This is a genomic window from Salinisphaera sp. (genome assembly GCF_002729955.1).
Taxonomy (GTDB): Bacteria; Pseudomonadota; Gammaproteobacteria; order Nevskiales; family Salinisphaeraceae; genus Salinisphaera.
In genome coordinates this window covers 145,390-166,616 of sequence record NZ_PBYA01000056.1, presented here as the reverse complement: position 1 = coordinate 166,616, position 21,227 = coordinate 145,390, and the positions used below count along the sequence as shown (strand labels likewise).

20 protein-coding genes are annotated in these 21,227 nt (G+C 63.9%); 9 read left to right on the top strand and 11 right to left on the bottom strand.

Annotated elements, in window-relative coordinates; translation table 11 throughout:
- From CMN27_RS16250 to CMN27_RS16235, 4 genes are all read right to left on the bottom strand, one after another.
- A complete protein-coding gene (locus CMN27_RS16250; RefSeq protein ID WP_293628140.1) occupies positions 1-783 on the bottom strand; it encodes a uroporphyrinogen-III synthase in 783 nt (260 codons plus the stop codon).
- Positions 780-1,700 carry a hydroxymethylbilane synthase gene (hemC, locus tag CMN27_RS16245; protein ID WP_293628138.1) on the bottom strand — a complete coding sequence of 307 codons (921 nt, stop codon included), beginning with the start codon at positions 1,698-1,700 and terminating at the stop codon, positions 780-782. The genes CMN27_RS16250 and hemC overlap by 4 nt, the downstream gene beginning before the upstream one ends.
- Before the next feature lie 61 nt (positions 1,701-1,761).
- Positions 1,762-2,490 (bottom strand): LytTR family DNA-binding domain-containing protein, encoded by a 729-nt coding sequence (locus CMN27_RS16240; protein ID WP_293628136.1) that lies wholly within the window; start codon positions 2,488-2,490, stop codon positions 1,762-1,764.
- Positions 2,491-2,513: 23 nt separating this feature from the next.
- Positions 2,514-3,557, bottom strand: coding sequence for a histidine kinase (locus tag CMN27_RS16235; protein ID WP_293628134.1), 1,044 nt, complete (start codon positions 3,555-3,557; stop codon positions 2,514-2,516).
- Positions 3,558-3,734: 177 nt separating this feature from the next.
- On the opposite strand from CMN27_RS16235, the gene argH reads away from it, so the two are divergent.
- Entirely contained in the window at positions 3,735-5,147 is a 1,413-nt protein-coding gene (gene argH, locus CMN27_RS16230; RefSeq protein ID WP_293628132.1) for an argininosuccinate lyase, read from the top strand.
- Positions 5,148-5,193: 46 nt separating this feature from the next.
- Positions 5,194-5,706, top strand: coding sequence for a general stress protein (locus CMN27_RS16225; protein WP_293628130.1), 513 nt, complete (start codon positions 5,194-5,196; stop codon positions 5,704-5,706).
- A 587-nt stretch (positions 5,707-6,293) separates the two neighbouring features.
- Here the strand turns inward: CMN27_RS16225 and CMN27_RS16220 are convergent.
- Positions 6,294-7,160: an NAD(P)-dependent oxidoreductase gene (locus CMN27_RS16220; protein WP_293628128.1), complete on the bottom strand. Its 867-nt coding sequence runs from the start codon at positions 7,158-7,160 to the stop codon at positions 6,294-6,296.
- Positions 7,161-7,231: 71 nt separating this feature from the next.
- Here CMN27_RS16220 and CMN27_RS16215 point away from each other — a divergent pair, with 71 nt between their 5' ends.
- Positions 7,232-10,447 (top strand): DUF748 domain-containing protein, encoded by a 3,216-nt coding sequence (locus CMN27_RS16215; protein WP_293628126.1) that lies wholly within the window; start codon positions 7,232-7,234, stop codon positions 10,445-10,447.
- A gap of 258 nt (positions 10,448-10,705) precedes the next feature.
- Here the strand turns inward: CMN27_RS16215 and speA are convergent, their stop codons facing one another.
- On the bottom strand, positions 10,706-12,571 hold the full coding sequence (gene speA, locus CMN27_RS16210; RefSeq protein WP_366515474.1) for a biosynthetic arginine decarboxylase: 1,866 nt from the start codon (positions 12,569-12,571) through the stop codon (positions 10,706-10,708).
- A gap of 77 nt (positions 12,572-12,648) precedes the next feature.
- Between speA and speE the strand changes: the two genes are divergently transcribed.
- On the top strand, positions 12,649-13,494 hold the full coding sequence (gene speE / locus CMN27_RS16205) for a polyamine aminopropyltransferase (RefSeq protein WP_293628122.1): 846 nt from the start codon (positions 12,649-12,651) through the stop codon (positions 13,492-13,494).
- A 47-nt stretch (positions 13,495-13,541) separates the two neighbouring features.
- On the opposite strand, the gene CMN27_RS16200 is transcribed toward speE, so the two are convergent.
- Positions 13,542-14,582, bottom strand: a complete 1,041-nt coding sequence (locus CMN27_RS16200; RefSeq protein WP_293628120.1) for a hypothetical protein — start codon at positions 14,580-14,582, stop codon at positions 13,542-13,544.
- 154 nt (positions 14,583-14,736) lie between these two features.
- On the opposite strand from CMN27_RS16200, the gene CMN27_RS16195 reads away from it, so the two are divergent.
- The 4 genes from CMN27_RS16195 to CMN27_RS16180 all read left to right on the top strand — a co-directional run bounded on the left by CMN27_RS16195 (position 14,737) and on the right by CMN27_RS16180 (position 16,763).
- Positions 14,737-14,934, top strand: coding sequence for a CsbD family protein (locus CMN27_RS16195; RefSeq protein ID WP_293628118.1), 198 nt, complete (start codon positions 14,737-14,739; stop codon positions 14,932-14,934).
- Positions 14,935-15,004: 70 nt separating this feature from the next.
- The gene (thpD, locus tag CMN27_RS16190; RefSeq protein ID WP_293628116.1) at positions 15,005-15,940 is read left to right on the top strand and encodes an ectoine hydroxylase; all 936 of its coding nucleotides are present in this window, start codon (positions 15,005-15,007) and stop codon (positions 15,938-15,940) included.
- A gap of 78 nt (positions 15,941-16,018) precedes the next feature.
- Entirely contained in the window at positions 16,019-16,456 is a 438-nt protein-coding gene (locus tag CMN27_RS16185; protein WP_293628114.1) for a host attachment protein, read from the top strand.
- Between the two features lie 130 nt (positions 16,457-16,586).
- On the top strand, positions 16,587-16,763 hold the full coding sequence (locus CMN27_RS16180; protein ID WP_209059367.1) for a DUF1328 domain-containing protein: 177 nt from the start codon (positions 16,587-16,589) through the stop codon (positions 16,761-16,763).
- Between the two features lie 75 nt (positions 16,764-16,838).
- On the opposite strand, the gene CMN27_RS16175 is transcribed toward CMN27_RS16180, so the two are convergent.
- Positions 16,839-17,459, bottom strand: coding sequence for a response regulator (locus CMN27_RS16175; protein ID WP_293628112.1), 621 nt, complete (start codon positions 17,457-17,459; stop codon positions 16,839-16,841).
- Positions 17,460-17,594: 135 nt separating this feature from the next.
- On the opposite strand from CMN27_RS16175, the gene CMN27_RS16170 reads away from it, so the two are divergent.
- Positions 17,595-18,830: an ATP-binding protein gene (locus CMN27_RS16170; protein ID WP_293628110.1), complete on the top strand. Its 1,236-nt coding sequence runs from the start codon at positions 17,595-17,597 to the stop codon at positions 18,828-18,830.
- A gap of 20 nt (positions 18,831-18,850) precedes the next feature.
- Here CMN27_RS16170 and CMN27_RS16165 read toward each other — a convergent pair whose 3' ends face one another.
- From CMN27_RS16165 to CMN27_RS16155, 3 genes are read right to left on the bottom strand one after another with little or no spacing between them, the layout of a single operon-like run.
- Positions 18,851-19,279, bottom strand: a complete 429-nt coding sequence (locus CMN27_RS16165; RefSeq protein WP_293628108.1) for a hypothetical protein — start codon at positions 19,277-19,279, stop codon at positions 18,851-18,853.
- 36 nt (positions 19,280-19,315) lie between these two features.
- The gene (locus CMN27_RS16160; RefSeq protein WP_293628106.1) at positions 19,316-20,026 is read right to left on the bottom strand and encodes a glutathione S-transferase C-terminal domain-containing protein; all 711 of its coding nucleotides are present in this window, start codon (positions 20,024-20,026) and stop codon (positions 19,316-19,318) included.
- Complete coding sequence (locus CMN27_RS16155; protein WP_293628104.1) at positions 20,023-21,225, bottom strand: CoA transferase; 1,203 nt, start codon at positions 21,223-21,225, stop codon at positions 20,023-20,025. Before CMN27_RS16155 ends, CMN27_RS16160 begins: the two co-directional genes overlap by 4 nt.
- Positions 21,226-21,227: the final 2 nt, after the last annotated feature.

The window sequence follows — 21,227 nt, the reverse complement described above, 5'->3', positions numbered from 1 at the left end:
CTATTGTCGGTCGCCCGTCGATAGCCGCGCAAGCGCGGCCACGATGGCCTCGCCGCTGATGCGTTCGACGATCAACGGCGCATGCTGCCAGTTCAGGCGTTGATCGGTCTGTTTTACCACACGCATGCTTGGCGCCACCAACCGACAGCGCTCCAGATCGGCTCGCAGGCCCTTGTCAGCGCCCGTGTCGACGATGTCGCACAGATGCGTCAGCGCCTCGCCGCTGGTCACGATCACCGTATCCGCGCGGCGAACGAGCTGCGCCAGACGCTCGCGGCGGGGCGTGAGCCAGCGACGCCGATAGAGCGCGGTCTTGCGCACCCGGGCACCCCGCTCGGCGAGCATGTCCACCAGCAGATTGCGCCCGCCCTCGCCGGAAAGGATGGCGATATCCAGACCTTGGACGTCGGTGAGCGTGTCCATGGCGAGCAGCCCTTCGCTGGTGAACGCCCCCGCGGGACGTTCCACCGTACGGCCGGCCGCGGCCTCCAGCGCCTGCGCGCTGGCACTGCCGACGCCGTATAGCCGGCCGGTCGGCGCAAACCCCGGCATGAGCTGCCAGGCGGCATCGACGGCGTTGGTACTGGTGGCCAATAGCCGATCGGCATTCGCTGCCTGCATCAGCTCGCGATAGGCGGTCTGGCGATCGGTTACTGGCTCGATCGCCATAAGCGGTTCGAGAACGACCGTCGCCCCCGCCTCTTCCAACGATCGTGCCCACGCCGCGTTCTGATGCTCGGCCCGCGTGAGCCAAATCGTTTGCCCGGCCAGCGGCAAGCTCATTCCAGATCGGCGAGGATCTTGTCGGCGCCCGCGGCCAACAGCCGGTCGGCCAGCCGATGGCCGAGTTCGGCGGCTTCGCCGGTCGGCCCGCTGATTTCGTCGCGCACCATCACGCTGCCGTCGGGCTTGCCCACACAGGCGCGAAGGCGCAGCGTCTGACCATCGTGGACGGCGTGGGCGGCGATCGGCAGATGACAGCTGCCTTCCAGCCGCGCGTTCACCGCGCGCTCGGCGTCGATCCGAATATGGGTGTATTCGTCGTCCAGCGCTGCGATATGGGCCGCGGTTTCGTCGTCATCGGCACGAATTTCGATCCCCAGAACACCCTGGCCGATCGCCGGCAGGCTTTGCTCGATCGTCAGTTCGCTGGCGATACGCGAGGCCAGCTCCAGGCGTTCGAGGCCGGCACAGGCGAGCACGATGGCATCGAAATCGCCGCGGTCGAGCTTGGCCAGGCGTGTCTGCACGTTGCCGCGCAGGCTCAGAATCTCCAGGTCGGGCCGCAGATGCTTGATCATCGCCGCGCGCCGCAGGCTCGACGTGCCCACGCGCGCGCCATCGGGCAGCGATTCCAGCGTGTCGTAATGGTTGGAGACGAAGGCATCCAGCGGGCTGCCCGGGGCAAGCACCGTCGGCAGGGCGAAGCCCGGCGGCAGTTCGGCCGGCACATCCTTCATGGAGTGCACGGCCATATCCGCCTCGCCTGCCGCGATCGCCGCTTCGAGTTCCTTGAGAAACAGCCCCTTGCCGCCGATTTCGGCCAGCGGCCGGTCGAGCACGCGATCACCCTCGGTGCGAATGGGCAACAGCACCACGTCGACTTCGGGCAGCGCGGTCTGCAGCCGTACCTGTACGTGCTCGGCCTGCCACATCGCGAGCTGGGACTGACGGGTGGCAATACGCAGGGTCTTGGACATGAACAAAAGCCTTGTTGGAGACGACGCCTCGCGCCGTAAAAATCGTGAGCGGACGCCGATTCTACCCCTCGATCAAGGCCCGCACCTCGGCCAGGCGGCGACGGCTGACCGGCACCGGATCGCGCACATGACGCAGAATCAGCGTGGCCCCGTCCTCGCCGTCCAGCCGCAGGCCGGTGATATGGCGTTTGGCCACCAGCGCCTTGCGATGCACGCGTACGAAGGCCGCCCCCAGGGCCTGTTCCAGCGCGAGCAGGGACTGCTCGATAAGCAGCTCGCCCTGCATGTGGTAGACGGTGGTGTATTTCTGGTCGGCCCAGAAATAAAGAATATCGGGGGCCGCCACCCGTTCGATGCCGTCGCGGGTACGCGCACTGATGTAGGCGGGGCCGTCGCCGCTGACCACGCCGTCCAGCGCCGCCACCTGGGCCCGGCTGGGCTGGCGTGCACGTGCCAGCGCCGCGGCGAGATCGTCGCGACGCACCGGCTTGAGCAGATAGCCGGCGGCATGATTGTTGTGCGCCGAAAGCGCATGTTCGCTGTGCGCGGTCACGAAGATCACCGCCGGCGGTATGTCCGCCTCGGCCAGTTCGCGTGCAACCTGCAGCCCGTCCATGCCCGGCATGTGCACGTCGAGCAGTACGGTATCGGCACTGGTGTCGTTAACGCAGGCAAGCGCGCTGCTTCCATCGCCGGCCTCGCCCACCACGTCGTAGCCGGGGAAGGCTTCGATCATCCGGCGCAGGCGTTCGCGGGCCAGCGGTTCGTCGTCGACGATCACGATTCGCATCTCGTTCCTGTCTTCGCTATTCGCTAATGTTCAGCCATCTGCGGCACGACCATCACCACCGTGAAACGGTCCGGCTGCTCGTTTACCCGCAGTACGGCCGCATCACCGTAGCGCAACGCCAGCCGATTGCGAATATTGGCCATCGCCTGACGGTTGCCCGGCACGGCGGCGGTGTCGGCCGATATCGGGTTCGAAACCTCGACCACCAGCGTATTGCCTCGCCGCTGTGCGGTGATCGCCACGGTGCCGCCGGCCGGCAGTCTCGCCACGCCATGGCCGATCGCATTCTCCACCAGCGGCTGGAGAGACAGCGCCGGCAGCCGGCAGGTACGGGCCGCCGGCGCGATCTGGATTTCCATGCGCAGGCGCTCGCCCAGGCGCAGCGACTCGATCCCTACATAGGCGTCCACCAGGGTCATTTCCTCGCCCAGGCTCACGTCGGCCGGCCCCTGTTCGGACAGGCGTGCGCGCAGCAGCAGGGCCAGATCCTCGAGCGCCGTTTCGGCAGCTTCCGGGCGTACGCCGATCAGCGCGGCCACGCTGTTGAGGCTGTTGAAGAGAAAATGGGGCTCGATACGGGCCTGCAAGGCTTCCAGGCGGGCACGCACCTCGGCCTGGGCCTGGGTCTGCCAGGCCGAACGCAGCCAGAAGTAACGCAGCGCGAGCGCCGACACCACCGCACAGATACCCACGCTCCGGGCCAGAAAACCGTCGTGGGAGGCGTCTTCGAGCAGCAGCGCGAACCCCGAATAGCGCCCCGCCACGTAGGTGATCTCGGTGATCGAGAGCGTGACCAGCAACAACACGAGATAGGCCAGCAGAGCCATGCCACGGGCCGACATGCCACTGGCATAGCGCTTGATCAGGCACAGGGCGGCCGCGCTGCAGACGCCGATCCATTGCATATAGACCGACAGCAGCAGAAAACGTCGCGGCAGTTCGTCGCTGAGCGAGCCGCCCAGCGCGAGTACGATCGCGACCGCTTCGCAGACCACCAGCACGCGCAGCACCCGGGCACCGGTACAGAAATCGGGCAGGAATTCGACGTTTTCGCGCGCGCTCGTCATTGAAAATGCTCGAATTGGCAAAGCACAGCATTGCGCAGCTGGCCGGCGACAACAAGCCGGCCGAAGGCGCCACGCCACCGAGCCGGCTAGGGCGTGTCTTCCCAGGGCATTGCTATACTCGCGCGCCGAACGCGATGCGATGCGTCGCGCCCATCGATGCAGCAACGAGCCAAGCGCATGAGCAATACCCGCAGCGACAACGCCGGCCATCAGACCTGGGGCGGTCGTTTTTCTGAAAGCCCGGATGCCCGGGTGGCCGCATTCACCGAGTCCGTCTCCTTCGATGCCCGACTGGCCGCCCACGACATCCGCGGCTCGATCGCCCATGCCCGCATGCTCTCGAACGTCGGCGTGCTCACCGCCGCCGAGTTCGACCAGATCGAAGCCGGCCTGCGCGCGATCGAGGGTCGAATCGCGGCCGGCGAGTTCGCATGGGATCCGGCGCTCGAAGACGTACACATGAATATCGAAGCACGGCTGACCGAGGATATCGGCGCGCTCGGCAAGAAACTGCATACCGGGCGCAGCCGCAATGACCAGATCGCTACCGACATCCGGCTATGGCTGCGCGATGCCATCGATGCGCTGATCGCGGAACTCGAACGCCTGCGCGTAGCACTTGTCGGCTTGGCCGAGCGCGAGGCCGATACGATCATGCCCGGCTTTACCCATATGCAGGTGGCCCAGCCGGTGACCTTCGGCCATCACATGCTGGCGTGGGAGGCCATGCTCGCCCGCGATACCGAACGCCTGCGCGATATCCGCAAACGCGTCAATCGCCTGCCCCTCGGGGCGGCGGCGCTGGCGGGTACCACCTTCCCCATCGACCGCGAAATGGTCGCCGCCGAGCTGGGCTTCGATCAGGTAATCGACAATTCGCTGGACGCCGTCTCCGATCGCGATTTCGCGATCGAGTTCGTCTCCGCGGCGTCGCTTGTGATGACCCATCTGTCGCGCCATTCCGAAGAACTGATCCTGTGGATGAGCCCGGCCTTCGGCTTCGTCGACCTGCCGGATCGCTACTGCACCGGCAGCTCGATCATGCCGCAGAAAAAGAACCCGGACGTGGCCGAGCTGGTGCGTGGCAAGACTGCACGCGTGAACGGTCATCTGGTGAGCCTGCTCACGCTCATGAAAGGCCAGCCGCTGGCCTACAACCGCGACAACCAGGAAGACAAGGAACCGATCTTCGACGTGGTCGATACGGTCATGAACAGCGTCGCCCTGTATGCCGACATGATGCCGCATGTCACCGTCCATGCCGATGTATGCCGCGAAGCCGCGCGCAAGGGCTTTTCGACTGCAACCGATCTGGCCGACTACCTCGTACGTCAAGGAGTGGCCTTTCGCGATGCGCATGAAATCGTGGGCAAGAGTGTGCAGCACGCCATCGGCGCGGGCTGCGATCTGGCCGATCTGGATCTGACCACGCTACGCGGCTTTTCCGAAGCGATCGGTGAGGACGTCTACGAAGTGCTCACGCTGGAAGGCTCGGTCGCCGCACGCGATCATATCGGCGGCACCGCGCCGGCACAGGTGCGCGCGGCGGCCGCGCGGGCACGCGAAGCGCTCCCGTCAGGGAACCCGTAGCCGCGGTTACAGTCTTTTACTTAAAGCAACATACAACAGGATAATCATGTCACGTCGTCTTTACTTCCTGGTCCCGGATATCGATACCGCCCATACGGTGGTCGATCACCTCAAGCAGAATGATGTCGCCGAAGACGACATGTCGGTGGTGGCACGCGACAGCGTGCAGACGAGCGACCTGCCCCAGGCGGACGTCACCGAAACCTCGGATCTGGTCGGCTCGGCCGAGCGCGGCGCCGCCGCAGGCGGCGTGACCGGCGTCGTGGCCGGGCTCGCGGCTGTGGCCTTCCCGCCTGCCGGGCTGGCGATCGGCGGCGGTCTGGTCGCGGCCACGGGGCTCGCCGGTGCCGGCTTTGGCGCCTGGGCGTCGAGCATGATCGGCATCCGCCATGATAATTCGCAGATCGAAACCTACGAAAAGGCGCTGGAAAACGGCCAGGTGCTGTTCATGGTCGATGTCGCCGCCGAGCGCGTCGACGAAATCGAAGGCGTGATTCAACAGGCCGCACCGAGCGCGAAAATCGAAGGCACCGACGCACCGGACAAAAACGCCGACTGATACCGGCGTCGCCCCGCTCGCGCCCGACAAGGCCGGCCCTGGTTGCCGGCCTTTTTTCCGGCCACGACCTTCTTGGTCGTCGTTTGCGAGGAAAATTGTCCGCGAATGAACGCAAATAAACGTGAATGACAGCCTCTTTCTGGACGGTAGCCGGCGATCACATCGCGTAGTGCTGCCAACGCCCACGCCCTATCCTATTTGCGTTTACTCGCGTCTATTTGCGGACCACCCCTGCCATCGCCGGCCTCCCGACTTGGTTGCTTGGAGCGGTCCACAGATTACGCCGATTTCACAGATTGCAGAGACCCAGCCGCGCCTATTGCCGGCACGCCGCTAGACGTGGCTTCGGACAATCTGCGCCTGCTTATGTACAAAGTTCACCAGGCTGTCGTGAACAGCTGGCCCCGGCCTCGGGCAACCCGTGTCTCGCCTTATTCGCGTGTCTTTGCGTTCATTTGCGGACAACTTACTTGCTTGAGAACAGCCAGACGAGTTCATGCGAGCTCATTCAAAATCTGCGCAATCTCGGTAATCTGCGGATTGTCTTCAAAGAACCTTTCAAAAAAGTTCTGATGTCGCGGCCGAGATCAGCGATCGAACAGATCGCGGCGGGCACGGTAGAGCGCGGAAATGTCTTCGTCGCCGTAGCCCTGTTCGATGAGTTTTTCGTACTCGGCGCGGGTCTGGGCCGATAGCGGCAGTTCGCCGCCGTTGAGCTCGGCCATATGCAGGCAGATGCCCAGATCCTTGTGGTGGTGCTTCATCTTGAAGCCGGGGTCGAAGATATCCTTCACCATCGTCTTGCCGCGATGGTTGACGAACCAGTTGCCCGCCGCGCCCGATCCGACGACATCCACGACCTTGTCCAGCGGCAGGTCGAGTGCCGCCGCAAAGCGCATGCCTTCGCATACCGCCTGATTGATGCCTGCGCACAGAATCTGGTTGACCGCCTTGGTCGCCTGGCCGGTGCCCACTTCGCCCATATGGGTGATGCTCTTGCCCATGGCCTCCAGCACGGGCCGGGCGCGCTCGAACACTGCCTCGTCGCCCCCGGCCATGATCGACAACGTGCCGTTCTTGGCCCCTTCGGTGCCACCTGAGACCGGCGCATCCACGAAACCGGCTCCCTTTTCGCCCACGCGGCGGGCGGCTTCGCGGGCGGTATCGCTGGCGATGGTCGAACAGTCGATCACGATATGTTGATCGTTCAGGCCGGGCAGCAGCGCGTCGACCATGGCCAGCACGTCGTCGTCGGCGCTCACACAGATAACGATCGCCTCGGCTTCGGCCGCTATATCGCCCACGTCGGAAACGGCCTTTACGTCGTATTCGCGGCCGAACGCATCGGCCTTTTCGTGGGTACGGTTATAAACCGCGCTCAGCAGGCCGGCAGCCTGCAGGTTGGCGGCCATGCCGTGGCCCATGCCGCCGAGGCCGATAAATGCAGTTTTCATAGCGAACGTGTGTCGGGAAAATAGGCCTCGATGATAAGGTTTGCGTTCTCTGTGGCCAATCCCGTACTGCAATGACGTTTTCACGGCGCACGAAAGGCGCTCTAGTCGCGCTGTGTGTGGTTGCCGTGCTGGTGGCGGCCGCGCTCGTGTGGCTGCCGTCGATCGTCGTGCGCCAACTCACGCTGCATTATCTGGATCAGGCCGGCATGAGCGCCCGTATTGGCGATGTCGACGTGAATCTGTTCACCGGCACGGTGGTCTATGAAGACGCCCAGGCCAGCGCGGCCGAGGGTGAACAAATTGCCGTCGGCCGGCTCGCGATCACGCTGGAATACGCGCCGCTGTTGTCCAAACGGCTGGTACTCACCCGCCTGGCCATCGCGAACAGCGCCGTCGACATTCGCCGCACCGAGGACAATACGCTGCGCGTGGGCGGCTACCCGATCCTTGCCGATCCGAACTCGACCCAATCGCTGAACTGGGGCATCGCGGTCAAACAGCTGGCGCTCAGTGGAATTCGCCTGCACTACGTCCAGCCCGCCCAGGGCGAACAGCCGGCCATCGACCGCGAACTGGTACTCAACGATTCCAGTGCCCGCGATGTCGTCAGCTGGGAACAGACCAACGACGTACCGATGCAGGCCGACATGAGCATCGGCGAGGGTCGCATCCGTCTGTCCGGACGCATAACGCCGTTTGGCGATCGTATTGCCGGGCATCTGGAAGTGGTCACCCACCGCTTCGCACTCGAACTGATCGGCCCGCTCGCCACGGGCGGCGGCCTGCGTGAACTGACCGGCCTCGTCGACAGCGACCAGCGCATCGATTTCGAGTACGACGCCGACAACGCGCTGGACGTAACCATCGCCGGCCAGACCACCGGCCACGGCTCGACGCTTGCCATGGACAACGGCACGCGCATGCGCGCAAGCCAGCTCGGCTGGCAGGGCGATATCCAGCTCCAACTGCTGCGTGCCGAGGGCCAGCCCAGCACGATCGCAAGCGACGGAAAAATCGACGCGAAGGGATTCAAGGTCGCGAACGGCGACAGCCTCGACTTTGCGCAGAACGCGGTCCACTGGCAGGGCAAAACACAGCTGACGCTCGCCGCCGACGCCACGCAGCTCACGCTGGATGGCCAATACCAGTCCACCGGGCCGCAGCTGAAATCGGGGGCGACGACGATCGCCGGCGAGCAGTTGACCTGGAACGGGCAATTCAGCGGCGAGTTCGGCGCCAACGCCAGCCAATTCGGCATCGACGGCTCGATCGACACTGCCAGCCCACGGGTGTCGGGCTCGAGCTTCGACGTTAAGACGCCGGGGCTGAATTGGCAGGGCAAGATCGATACGGCCCTGGGCGAGCCCATGACGGTTACGACCGACGGTCGCCTGAAGACAAAGCCATTATCGATCGATGCCGACAGCCTGCAGGCCAGCACCGACGCACTGGACTGGCAGGGCAAGCTGCGGGTGGCTGGCGCCGGCGATATCGACAGCGACGGGCGCCTGCGCAGCGATCGGATTGCGCTGTCCTCACCCGACACTCTGAACATGGTGTTCGCAGCAGTCGACTGGCAGGGCAAGATCGATATCGATACGGCCGCGAACACGCGGGTACGCAGCGACGGCGCGCTCGACGCCGCGGCCTGGACATTCGACGTACCGCAAACCGCGCTGTTCGAAACCGACGACGTCAGCTGGCGCGGCCAAACCGATTTCGATATCGGCCGGCTGTTCGCTCGCAGCGCACGGGGGCGTGTGATCGGCAAGAACGCAACGCTGGATTTGCCCGGGCAGCCGATCGCGCTGCGCGCGGATCGGATCGTCTACAACGGCGCCTACAGCGAGCGCCCGGCCGGCGGGCAGCTCAAGCTGAACATGGATGGCGACATGGTCGCCCAGAACTTCGCCGTGCAGAACACCGCGCTCGATGCCGCCTGGCTGTCATCGCGCGACACGGAACTCTTTCGCCTGGTGGTGGACGGCGTCGATGACATCGCCTTCGACAGCCTCAACGCCAAGGGCGTGCGCATGCTCGACGATACCGATTCGTCCGTGGCCGTACTGCAGGCCATTTCCGCAAGCGCGCGCGATTTTCGCCTGACCGACCTGGCCCATTACCACGTAGGCGAACTCGATATCGACGAAGCCAATATCCATATCCGTCGCGATGACGGTGGCATGGGCGTCATGGCCCTGTATTTCGGCAGCGACGAACAAGGCTCGCAGCCTTCGTCGGGGGGCGATGGCGCCTCCGGTACGGCCTCGACCTATCGTATCGACCATCTATCGCTGGCCGGGCCCCAGATCGTGTTCAACGACGTCTCCGTCACGCCGAACGTATCGCTGAGGGGCTCGTCGCTGGTGTTCAACGTCGACGGGCTGGATACCGGCCATCCCGAACGCGACGCCCGTTTCGACCTGGCCCTGGACGTGGGCGAGTATGGCCACCTCGACAGCCGCGGCACCATCGCACCGCTGGCCGAAGGCGGCCTGAGCATGGACGTGGACGCCTGGATGCGTTCGCTTGCGCTGGAACCGCTGTCGGGCTATCTCAACGCCGCGATGGGCCGACGGATCGCAAAGGGCGTGGCCGACGGTACGCTCAACCTCGCTGCCCAGGGCGGCCAGCTCGATGGCAACCTCGATACCACGCTGTCGAATTTCCGCCTGGTCGATACGCCCAACCAGGAAACCGAGATCATCCTCGGCATATCCATGGACAGCGCCCTGGCACTCATGCGCGGCCAGAGCGACACCATTCAGTTCCAGACTGCGATTCTGGGGGACGTCACCAACCCCTACTTCTCGATTCGCAATCTCGTGCGCGAAGCCGTGCTGGCCGGTCTGCGCACCGCGGTCATGAGCGATTACTCCCCGGTCGGGTTGCTCAACAAGGCCAAGAACGCCGTGCTCAGCCTGGGCCGGTCGCTGGCCTCGGAACCGGTGTTCTTCGTCGCCGACCAGGAATACATCCGCCCCGACGAGCGGCCTTATCTCGCCCGGATCGCACAGCAGATGAGCCGCAAGCCCCGTCTGCGGCTGGCCATCCAGGGCCATGCCACGGCCCAGGACGCCAAAGCGATGGCGCCCGCCGGCGAAGCGGTGATAACCGCCGACAACGAGGCCGAACTCAGACGCCTGGCACAGCGCCGGGCGAAGTCGGTGCGCGATTACCTGGCGGCACGGGATGCGCCGCCGGCCCATATCGAGCTGGCCGAACCGGTGATCGATCGCGACCCCGACGCCCGTCCGCGGGCGACGCTGTCGATTACCGGCAAATAAGGCGGGGCCAGGGGCTGTTGCCGCTAACGCCGATCGTCGCGTTGCCTTCCAGAAATTCGCCATGCAAGGCGCGAGGAAAGAGGTTTGGTGAACCAAATGAACGACGAGCAACGCGGCATGGTGGATTGCTGGACGCAACCCGTCGGGACGCGGGCCTCTGCGTCATTATCCACGGTGCGCAATCCAGCATTGCAGATCGCGCATTGTCTTGCGCAAAAAACGGCCGCGGCGCGGCGATTTGGTTAGCGTTAATCGCCCCTACGATTCGACCAGGTAGGTATAGCCGGCCAGCCCGGCTTCCAGCAGTGCTTCGGTTTCGCGCTTGAGCCGGCCGCCAAGTCCCGAGGCCGCCAGCTTGCGTCGATAGGCGGCGCGCAGGTCGTCGGGTTCGAAATGCACGTAGCGCAGCAGCTCGTCGGTGCGATCGCCCTGCTCCGCGTCGGCCAAACGCCAGCCGCGCTCGCTGTCATCGACCTCGACGTTGACCACGTCGGTATCGCCGAACAGGTTGTGCATATCGCCCAGATTCTCCTGATAGGCGCCGACCATGAAGATACCCAGCCGATAGGCCTCGCCTTCACGCAGCCCATGTAACGGCAGGGTGCTGTCGACGCCGTTCTCGTCAACGTAGCGATCCAGCCGGCCATCCGAGTCGCAGGTCAGATCGCACAGCCGGGCGCGTTCGTCCGGGCGTTCGTTCAGCCGCGCGAGCGGCATGACAGGAAAGATCTGATCCAGGGCCCAGACGTCGGGCACCGACTGGAACACCGAGAAGTTGACGAAATACTTGGCCGCCAGCTTTTCCTGGGCCGCGGTAACGGCGGCCCGCTCGTCGTCGTTGTCGCCGGCGTGGGCCGCGACCGCGCGATAGATCGACACCGCCTCGGCCTCGGCGGCCGCCCGCTCCTTCAGGCCGATATCGCCGGCCAGAAAACGTGCCTGGACGTCGGCCAGGCTGCGCTCGGCACGATCGAGCGTGGCCCCCGGCGACAGCTCCGCGCTCAAGTCCGCGGCGGCCGGGGTACTGGCCAGCTCGCTGTCGATGACCTGGGTCAGCAGCACGGCATGGTGGGCGGTCAGCGCCCGGCCGGATTCGCTGATGATGTCCGGCATGGGCAGATCAAACGTACGACACACCCGGGCCAGCGCGCCGACCACGGCATCGGCATAGTCGGGCACGCCATAGTTCATGGAACAGAACGAACGCGCGCCCCGGCCTTCATAATCGACCGCCAGCCCGCCGCCGACATCCACACAGGCAAGCGGCGCGCCCAGCGCACGCAGGCCACGATACAGATGCGCGGTTTCGTCCATGGCCCGCGACAGCGCGCCGTGATCGGCGACCTGCGAGCCCACATGCACATGCAGCATGCGTACACAGTCGTCATAGCCGAGCTGTTGCAGCCGCTCGACGGCCTCGACCACCTGGGTAGCGGTCAGGCCGAACTTGGATTTCTCGCCGCCGGTGTTCTGCCAGTGGCCGGCCGCCACGCTGGCCAGGCGCACGCGCAGACCGATGTTGGGACGCAGGCCGAGCTCTTCGGCGATTTCGGCGATGGGCGCCAGTTCGGAGGGCTTTTCAACCACGATATAGACGCGATGGCCGAGTTGCTGGCCGATCATGGCCAGGCGCAGAAACGCGCTGTCCTTGTAGCCGTTGCATACGATCACGCTGCCCGGCGCGGCCAGGGCAAGCACGGCCATCAGCTCGGGCTTGCTGCCCGCTTCCAGGCCGGCGCGTTCGCCGCCCGCGGCCACCAGCCCTTCAACCACGGCACGCTGCTGGTTGACCTTGACCGGATAGACCACGGTATAGCGACCGCCATAGTCGTGGCGTTCGCGCGCGGCTTCGAAGGCGTCACAAAGCCGGGTGATGCGATCACCGAGAATATCCGTGAACCGCGCCAGTACCGGCAGGCGCAGACCGGCCCGCTGGATCTCGTCGGTGAGCCCGTCCAGATCGATGGCGGGGCCATCCCGGCGCGGCGTGACGGTGACCGCGCCACGCTCGTTGATATCGAAATAGCCCTCGCCCCAGGTGGCAACGCGATACAGGGCACGGGCATCGTCGATCTGCCAGTCGTGGGCAGAACGCGGATTTGAATTGGATCGGGACATGAACATTCGTGTTGCGTGGCTGGCTTATACTGCGGGCCAATCTGGTTCGACGGATGCGCAATCGCGCACAGCAAGGAAAACGCATGGTACTCGACGACAACTGGTATACCGAAGCAAGTCACGATCTCGGCCTGGGCTTTTCGCTACGCATCAAGTCCAAACTGCATGAAGAGCAGTCGGCATATCAGACCATCGCCGTGTACGAGACCGAAACTTTCGGTCGTCTGCTCACCATCGACGGCCTGGTGATGCTCACCGACCGCGACAACTTCGTCTACCACGAGATGATGACCCACCCGGCGCTGTTCGCCCACGGCGCGGCAAAGAACGTGGTGATCATCGGCGGCGGCGACTGCGGCACGCTGCGCGAGGTGCTCAAGCACGACAACGTGCAGCAGGCCACCCAGATCGAGATCGACGAGCGCGTGACCCGTATCGCCGAAGAATATTTCCCGGCCCTGTGCGATTCCAACGACGACCCGCGTGCCACGCTTGCCTTCGAGGACGGCGTGGCCTGGATGAACAACGCGCCGGATGCCAGCGTCGATCTGATCATCATCGATAGCACCGACCCGATCGGCCCGGCCGAAGGCCTGTTCAACGAAGCCTTCTACAAGCAGTGCCACCGCGTGCTCGGCCAGGGCGGGCTGCTGGTGCAGCAGAGCGAATCGCCGCTGGTGCACAGCGAACTCATCGGCGAGATGCACGGCGGCCTGCGGGCGGCCGGCTTTGCCGATACCCATCTGTTGAGCTTTCCGCAGCCGAGCTACCCCACCGGCTGGTGGTCGGCCACGCTGGCGGTGCGCGATACGCGCAGCCTGTATGCGCCCGAGCGCGCGCCTGACTTTCAGACGTTCTACTACACGCCCGCTATGCACAACGCCGCCTTTGCCCAGCCGGCCTTCATGGCCCGTATCCTGGCCAACTGAACGCGCCGCGGCGCCGGCGATTGCACCGGCGTCGCCGCATCAACGCGTTATTTCCCGGCCTCGTCGAGCGCCTTCTCGAACGCCTCCGAGGCATAGAACGCCGCCAGGCGTCGGCGCACCAGATCCTCGAGCAGGCCGCTTTCGGCCAGGCCTTCGATGACCGCGGGCGCCAGCGTTTCGGCTTCCTGGCGCAGCAGATCACGGTCCACGCCGACATCGCCGAGCACATCGGTGAGTTTGCGCTGGCCGTTGCGCTCGAAGTAGGACACCACCGCAGCGTCCACCAGCTCGCCCACGTACTGGGTTTCCCGAAGCTCCTGCCAGATCCGCAGACCGTAATCGACCAGCTTCTGCAGTTCGTCGTTGTCCACCACGTCTTCGATGGACAGCTTCTTGTCGTGAATTTCGGCCCAGATTTCGGACGCGATCGCGCGAATACGCTCTTCGTCGAGCGACTCGATCAGCAGCTCCTGGCTGCGTGCCAGCGTCTTGGCCGTGTTGTTCTCGATATAGGCCCGCACCCGCTTCTCGACCTGGGCTTCAAGGCCCGGCATGCGCTTGCTCAACGCGCTGCTCGACCCCTTGAGCAGCGACGACACGCCCGGAATCGACTTGATCGCCCCGGTATCGGAAAAGATGTAGTCCTTGATGCCCTGATAGAGCACGTCCGAGGCCAGCGCGGTATAGACCGGGCTGTCGAGAAGTCGCGTGATCAGCCGGGCCCGCAGCGCCTCCAGCTCGACGAACAGCGATACGCCGTCGTCGAACAGCGACTCGTCGATCACGTCCTGGACCCGCGTGTTCTTGTTGACGTCGTGGCAGATCAGGTCGTTGGCGATGCCGCCGATCACGCCCGCCAGATCGTCGGGCAGCGACATGTCCAGGGCCAGCCGCTCGGCCGCGCCGCGTACGGTATCGACCGATACCAGCGATTCCAGCGGGGTCTGCTCGGCCCACTTCCAGACCGCGTCGACCTCGTCCTGTAGGCGCTGGATGGCGCCCTGGCCGCGCCATTGCTCGAGTTCGAACGCCACATGGGCTTCGAAGATCGCCTGTCCGGTCGAATTCATCTTCTGCGACTGTGTCATGCGTCAATGCAACGATTGAGTGGTGCCGCGAGCTTACGCGCTAAAGGCCGCCCGGGCGAGCGATTCTGCTTAGGTATTAGCCCGTATTGAGGGACCCCGAGCAGGCGCTTAACTTGGCCGGACAGTTTTCAAGGCCATCAGCAAGGACAACGCGATGAACGAAGATCAATTCGAAGGCAAGTGGGATCGTATGAAAGGCAAGGTGCGCGAGCACTGGGGCCGCCTCACCGACGACGACGTCGAAGAGGTCCAGGGCAAGCGCCAGAACATGCTGGCCAAGATCCAGGAAAAATACGGCGACACGAAAGAATCGGCCGAAGAAAAGCTGGCCGAATTCGAACGCAAGTTCTGAACGACGCTTTAACAGTGTCGACGCCGGCGCCGCCAGGGCGCCGGCCTTATTCGCAACCCGGAGGCAAACGATGCGAACCGACGACTACATAACGCGTACGAGCCGCCCCGAGCCGCGCTACCTGCGCCGGGATCCGGTTGTACATTCCGCGACCGAAGACCGCTGGCAGGGCCCGCTCGACGAAGTGGCGCTGTCGAGCTTCGAGCGCGATGGCTATCTCTGGTTCGAGGGCTTTTTCTCTCAGGAACGCATGACGCCGTTCTTCGACGAGCTCGAACAGATGAGCAACGATGACCAGCTGCTCAAGCAGGACGGGGTGATTCGCGATCCCAAGTCCGGCGCGATCCGATCGGTGTTTGATATGCACCGCATATCCGAACGCTTTGCCGAGCTCACGCGTGACCCGCGCATTCTGGGCATGGTGCGTCAGCTGCTCGGCGGCGACGTGTATATCCACCAGTCGCGGATCAACGACAAATACGGTTTTCAGGGCGCCGGCTTCGACTGGCACTCCGATTTCGAGACCTGGCACGCCGAGGACGGCATGCCGCGCATGCGAGCGATCAGCGCGTCGATCATGCTGACCGACAACAACGAGTTCAACGGCCCGCTGATGCTCATCCCGGGCTCGCACCACCAGTTCGTGCCCTGCGTCGGCCAGACGCCGGACGACAACTGGAAGAGCTCGCTGAAAGCCCAGGAAGCCGGCGTGCCGAGCCAGGAAAACCTGCAGGCGCTGGTTAACCGCGGCGGCATTCAGGCGCCCAAGGGCCCGGCCGGTTCGCTGCTGCTGTTCGAGTGCAACGTGTTGCATGCCTCGAACTCGAACATGTCGCCCTGGCCACGATCGAACCTGTTCTTTGTCTATAACAGCGTCGAAAACGCGCTCGAGCAGCCGTTCGCGGCCGACAAGGCGCGGCCGTCGTTCCTTGCGAACCGCGATCGCCCCGAAGCGCTGGACATGCACGATCCCTATCGGGATGTTCGATTCGCCAAGTCTGCGTGAACTATGCAAATGTGCGAAGAGCGCGGTGACCGGTTCATCGCGCTCTTTCGTTCAGGTTACCAAGACAAGGAGACAATCATGGCCCAACAATGGATCGTCGTCAGCGACGCCGCACGTGCCCGAATTTTCGCGCGCGAGGGCGCCGGCAGCGGCCTGAAGCTGCTCGACACCCTGACCCACAGCGAAAGCGAAGCCCATGAGGGTGACCTGCGCACCGGCGGCAAGGGCGAAGTGCACGACAGTGGCGGCTCCAGCGTTCACCAGGCCGACCCGCAGACCACCACCTCGGAAAAGCATGCCGACATCTTCGCCAAGGAAGTGGTCGAACACCTCAAGAGCGGTCTCAACGACAACGCGTTCGAACAGTTGATCGTGGTTGCCGACCCGTCGTTTCTGGGGCGTCTGCGCGACAAGATGGACGGACCGGTCGAAAAGGCGGTGGCTGAAACCATCGACAAGAACTGGGCGCAACACGACGCCGATCAAATCGAAAAGCAACTGGCCAAGAAGCTTTAGAACACGCAGCGATACTTGCTTGCCGAATACAATTTTCCGGCATACTGACATTGCCGCGTGGCGTAAGTACGGGCCGGCTTTTCCCGGTCGTTCAGGTTACGCCGGCATCTACACAATCAAGGAGAAAACCATGCTGGGTTGGGCAATTACATTCTTCATCGTCGCGATCGTGGCGGCGCTGTTCGGCTTTGGCGGCATCGCCTCGGGCGCTGCCGGCATCGCCAAGATCCTGTTCTTCATCTTCCTGGTGCTGTTCGTGATCGCACTCGTGTCGAACGCGGTGCGTGGACGCGGCCCCAAGATATAGCTGGCGTTCGTCGCCACCCGGCGATAAATAAGCTGTGGCGCCGTCAGGGTATGACGGCGCCAAATCCGGCTTTGCTCAGCTTTCGGGCACGTCGACGAGATGCCCGGCCGACAGCCAGATGCGCACCAGATGCGGCAGAGATTCGGCGTTGAGCTTCTGCATGATGTGCACGCGATGCGTTTCGACCGTACGCGCACTGATGCCCAGCTGGCCCGCCACCTGTTTATTGGCCAGGCCGTCGACAATCATGGCCATCACCTGTTTTTCCCGAGGCGTGAGCAGTTCGATGAGCGCAGCGTGCTGGCGGGCTTCGCGCAGGGCGAGATCGTCGGCATCGGTGGCCTTGGAAAGCTGTTGAACGCGCCTGAGCATCGCCTCCGGCGAGAACGGTTTTTCCACGAAGTCCACGGCGCCAAGCCGCATTGCCGCAACCGCGTGCTCGATGTCGCCGTAAGCGCTCATCATGATCACGCTCACGGCCGCATTCTTCGCCACCAGCTCTTTTTGCAGCGCGAGACCGTCCATGTCCTTGAGCCGCAGATCGATAAGCGCGCAGCCGCGATCGGGCGCGCGCACGGCAAGAAAGGCCTCGGCGCTGGAATAGCACTCGACCTGGTAACCGGCATCGCCTAGAAGACCTTTCAGCGATTCGCGAATCGCTGGATCATCGTCCACGATATGTATGACAAACGGCACCTTGCCCCCATTTTCGATAAACGTTGCGACCTGTGTCAGCGATGATCTTTTTAATGGATTGGGCCTATTTTGACAAGATAAAGCGGCCGATAAACATTCAGAACCGCTATTCCCCCGCTTTAACGGAATGACGCCATGATCGAACGTCAGTCGGACACCCGCGACCCGAAGCACCCGCAAACGCTGGAAGATGCGCAGGCGCGCATCGCGCAGCTTGAGCGACAGCTGGAAGACGAGCGGGCACGGCATTCGGAGATCGAAGCCAACGAGCGCTGCTTTCGAGAACTCGCCGAGCATATCCAGGAAGTCATCTGGATGACCGACGAGACCGGCGAACGGCTGGTCTATGTCTGCCCCGCCTACGAAAAGATCTGGGGGCAGGCCTGCGAAGAGCTCTACGACGACCCGAGCAAGCGCCTGGCCCGGGTCCACGAAGAAGACAAGCCACGTGTGCTCGAGGCGTTCGAGCGCAAGGCCCACATCGGCGACTACGACGAGATCTACCGTATTCAACGTCCCGACGGTGACCAGCGCTGGATACGTGATCGCGCGTTTCCGGTGGAAAACGACCAGGGCCAGGTATATCGCCTGGCCGGGCTGGCGCTCGATATCACCGACCGCATCGAGTTCAACGACCGTATTTCCAATCTGCAGCATGACATCAACACCCACGACCGGATGAGCGTGTTCGCCACCCTCGGCACGGGCCTGGCACACGACCTGAGCCAGCCGTTGACCGCCGCGCGCAACTTCATCGCACGTGCACGCATGGGCTTTACCTCGAACGCGGACGACACCCGCCAGACGCTTGAACGTGCCGATGCCGAAATCTCGCGGGCCGTGGCCATCATTCATCACCTGCGCGACTTCGCCCGCCAGGGTCGGCCGACGCGCGTCTACCAGGCTCTGGGGCCGATCATAGACGACGTGCACCAGATCCTCGATCCGGCGCTACGAGCGAACGACATTCGCTATGACGGCCCCTGCCCTGCTGCACTGGAAGATCTGGAACTGCCGGTTGATGCCGTGTTCATCCAGCAGATTCTGCGCAACCTCGTGGCCAACTCGATCGATGCATTCGAACAACAGGGCGAACTGACCAAATGCGTTGCGGTGAACGTCAACGACGATGACGGCGACTATATCGATATCGAGATAAGCGATAACGGCCCGGGGGTTGAAGACTCGGTGGAAGTATTCGAGCCGTTTGCAACGACCAAGGCGGAAGGTGTCGGCCTCGGACTGGCGGTCAGCCGTACGCTGGCCCGCAGCCATGGCGGTGACCTGGTACTGGCATCGAGAGGGCGCGCGGGCGTGAACGGCGACGCGGATGCGCGCACCGTATTCAAGCTGCGGCTACCACGTCATTGACGCGGTAGCCGCCCGTCGGCTCAGCGAGGCGGGTGCATCAGCCGCATCAAAACGGCCACACCCAGGCCCCAGAAACCGTTGAGGGCCAGGCCGACGCCCACGCGCGCCATGCTCAGGCCGTCGAAGATTTCGGTCATGGTCTGGCCCTTGAGCCACTGCACGACAAACAGATAGACCAGCGTCGGACCGATCGCACCGAGAATGGCCGCACCGACGTAATAACCCGCGGCCAGCGCGCGGCGGATGAGCAGCCATAGCAGCATGCCCCAAAGGCCGCCCCAGAACGCCAGCGATATGACCGAAGGCACATCGAACGGCGACACCGGGCTCATGTTCCAGGGCGTGCCCGACGGGATGACCCCGGCCGCAATGAACAGCCAGAGCAGGCCCTGGTGAAATGTCAGCGTGGATACAAAACCGGCAATAAAGGCCTTGATGAAAGCGAACATGGTGTCCCCCTGTGGATGGTGCGATCGCGGGGCCGCCTAGCGGCCGCGTGCCGTATCGGCGGTCTGATTGAACAGGCGCTGGCGGGCTTCTTCCGTCTTGGGCTGACCGCCGCGCCATTGCTTGCCCAGATCGACGCCGCGCTGCACCGCCTCACGCGTTTTGATGCGCTGGCGCCAGGCGGCAACCCGCGGGAATTCGTCGAGCGGTTGCCCCATGGCCTTGGCAATCAGTACCCACGGCCAGTTGACGATATCGGCGATGGTATAGGTTTCGCCGACGAGATAATCGCGCTCGGCCAGGCGACGTTCGAGCACGCCCAGACAGCGATGGTATTCGCCCGTATAGCGTTTGTACGAGTACGGATGATCGCCCGGCGCGTAGTTCACGAAATGGCTCATCTGCCCGCCCATGGGCCCGAGATTGCCCACCTGCCAGAACAGCCATTCGTCGACTTCCTTGCGTAGCCGCGCATCGGCCGGCATGAGTTGGCCGCTCTTGTCGGCCAGATAACGCGCGATCGCGCCCGATTCGAAAATCGGCAGCGGCTCGCTGCCATAGCCCGGCGCGGGCGCGTGATCGACGATCGCCGGCATGCGATTGTTCGGCGAGATGGCCAGGAATGCCGGCTCGAACTGATCGCCGGCGTTGATATCCACCGGAATCAGGTTGTAGTCAAGCCCAAGCTCTTCGAGCAGGATCGATATCTTCCAGCCGTTGGGCGTGGGCCAGTAATAGAAATCGATCATGACGACGCTCCGTCCGCCCCGATTACGCCTGCACTCGCGAGCGCGGCGATATCGGCTTCGGAAAAACCGTGCTCGGCCAGCACCGCGGCCGTATCCGCGCCCAGCGCCGGCGCGCCGCGATAGCCGTCGACCGGCATCTGCGAGAACCGTGCCGCGGGCCGGGTCTGGCGCAATCGCCCGGCTTCGTCGTGCTCGGTTTCTATGAGAATGGCGTTGGCGGCAATCTGGTCGTGACTGAGCAGATCGGTGCGGGTCAATACCGGCGCACAGGGCACGCCGTACTCGTGCAGCCGTTCCAGCCAGTGTTCGGCGCTGTTTTCGGCCAGTTTTTCCTGGGTGAGCTGCAGACGGGCATCGATGTTGTCCTGGCGTGCGGCCGGCGTGGCAAACCGCGGATCCTCGTTCCACTCGGGCGCGTCAAGCGCGGCGATGAGCGCCTGCCATTCCTTGTCGGTCTGTACGGCCACGCTGATATAGCCGGTGGTGGTTTCGTAAATCAGGTCGATGAAGCTCGCGGCCTTGGCCTGATCGAACTCGTCGCCGACAAACGTCTGGCTGTTCATGTCCGAATGCCAGAGAAAATCAATGACCGCATCCAGCATTGATACGCGCACGTGCTGGCCGGGCGCGCCATTGGCGCGCGCCAGAAGCGCGGCGGTGATCGCCTGCGCGGCGATATAGCCGGTGAGCTTATCGGGCACGATAGTGCGCACCAGTCGCGGGCGCGCTTCATCCGCCCCGCCCTGAATACTGGCCAGGCTTGAGAGTGCCTGCACGAGCGGATCGTAGACCGGATAGCTGGCATAGGGCCCGGCATCGCCGAAACCGCTGATCGAGCAATAAACGATATCGGGGGCGACCGCACGAATATCGGCTTCGCCGATGCCCATGCGCTCGGCCACGCCGGGGCGGAAATTCTGTACGAAGACATCGGCATTCGCGCACAGCCGCAGCAGCGGCTCGCGTCCGGCCGTCTCCTTGAGGTTCAAGGCGACCGAGCGCTTGTTGCGGTTGTTGTTGAGATAACTCGCCGAAAAACCGTTGCGCTGATTCGACGCAAGGCGGGTGTAGTCGCCAACGTCGGGGCGTTCGATCTTGAGCACTTCGGCGCCCTGATCGGCCAGCTGCATGGTCGCCAGCGGGCCGGACACCATGGCCGTGGTGTCGATGACGCGATAACCGGACAGGGGCTGTTTCATGC

What these genes read in the sequence shown, in the direction of transcription:
- CMN27_RS16200 (WP_293628120.1), bottom strand. Translation starts at nt 14,582, where the DNA reads ATGACACAGTCGCAGAAGATGAATTCGACCGGACAGGCGATCTTCGAA.
- CMN27_RS16170 (WP_293628110.1), top strand. Translation starts at nt 17,595, where the DNA reads ATGATCGAACGTCAGTCGGACACCCGCGACCCGAAGCACCCGCAAACG.
- CMN27_RS16165 (WP_293628108.1), bottom strand. Translation starts at nt 19,279, where the DNA reads ATGTTCGCTTTCATCAAGGCCTTTATTGCCGGTTTTGTATCCACGCTG.
- CMN27_RS16225 (WP_293628130.1), top strand. Translation starts at nt 5,194, where the DNA reads ATGTCACGTCGTCTTTACTTCCTGGTCCCGGATATCGATACCGCCCAT.
- speA (WP_366515474.1), bottom strand. Translation starts at nt 12,571, where the DNA reads ATGTTCATGTCCCGATCCAATTCAAATCCGCGTTCTGCCCACGACTGG.
- CMN27_RS16180 (WP_209059367.1), top strand. Translation starts at nt 16,587, where the DNA reads ATGCTGGGTTGGGCAATTACATTCTTCATCGTCGCGATCGTGGCGGCG.
- CMN27_RS16250 (WP_293628140.1), bottom strand. Translation starts at nt 783, where the DNA reads ATGAGCTTGCCGCTGGCCGGGCAAACGATTTGGCTCACGCGGGCCGAG.
- CMN27_RS16235 (WP_293628134.1), bottom strand. Translation starts at nt 3,557, where the DNA reads ATGACGAGCGCGCGCGAAAACGTCGAATTCCTGCCCGATTTCTGTACC.
- CMN27_RS16195 (WP_293628118.1), top strand. Translation starts at nt 14,737, where the DNA reads ATGAACGAAGATCAATTCGAAGGCAAGTGGGATCGTATGAAAGGCAAG.
- CMN27_RS16155 (WP_293628104.1), bottom strand. Translation starts at nt 21,225, where the DNA reads ATGAAACAGCCCCTGTCCGGTTATCGCGTCATCGACACCACGGCCATG.
- argH (WP_293628132.1), top strand. Translation starts at nt 3,735, where the DNA reads ATGAGCAATACCCGCAGCGACAACGCCGGCCATCAGACCTGGGGCGGT.
- CMN27_RS16220 (WP_293628128.1), bottom strand. Translation starts at nt 7,160, where the DNA reads ATGAAAACTGCATTTATCGGCCTCGGCGGCATGGGCCACGGCATGGCC.
- CMN27_RS16240 (WP_293628136.1), bottom strand. Translation starts at nt 2,490, where the DNA reads ATGCGAATCGTGATCGTCGACGACGAACCGCTGGCCCGCGAACGCCTG.
- CMN27_RS16215 (WP_293628126.1), top strand. Translation starts at nt 7,232, where the DNA reads ATGACGTTTTCACGGCGCACGAAAGGCGCTCTAGTCGCGCTGTGTGTG.
- CMN27_RS16160 (WP_293628106.1), bottom strand. Translation starts at nt 20,026, where the DNA reads ATGATCGATTTCTATTACTGGCCCACGCCCAACGGCTGGAAGATATCG.
- hemC (WP_293628138.1), bottom strand. Translation starts at nt 1,700, where the DNA reads ATGTCCAAGACCCTGCGTATTGCCACCCGTCAGTCCCAGCTCGCGATG.
- thpD (WP_293628116.1), top strand. Translation starts at nt 15,005, where the DNA reads ATGCGAACCGACGACTACATAACGCGTACGAGCCGCCCCGAGCCGCGC.
- CMN27_RS16185 (WP_293628114.1), top strand. Translation starts at nt 16,019, where the DNA reads ATGGCCCAACAATGGATCGTCGTCAGCGACGCCGCACGTGCCCGAATT.
- speE (WP_293628122.1), top strand. Translation starts at nt 12,649, where the DNA reads ATGGTACTCGACGACAACTGGTATACCGAAGCAAGTCACGATCTCGGC.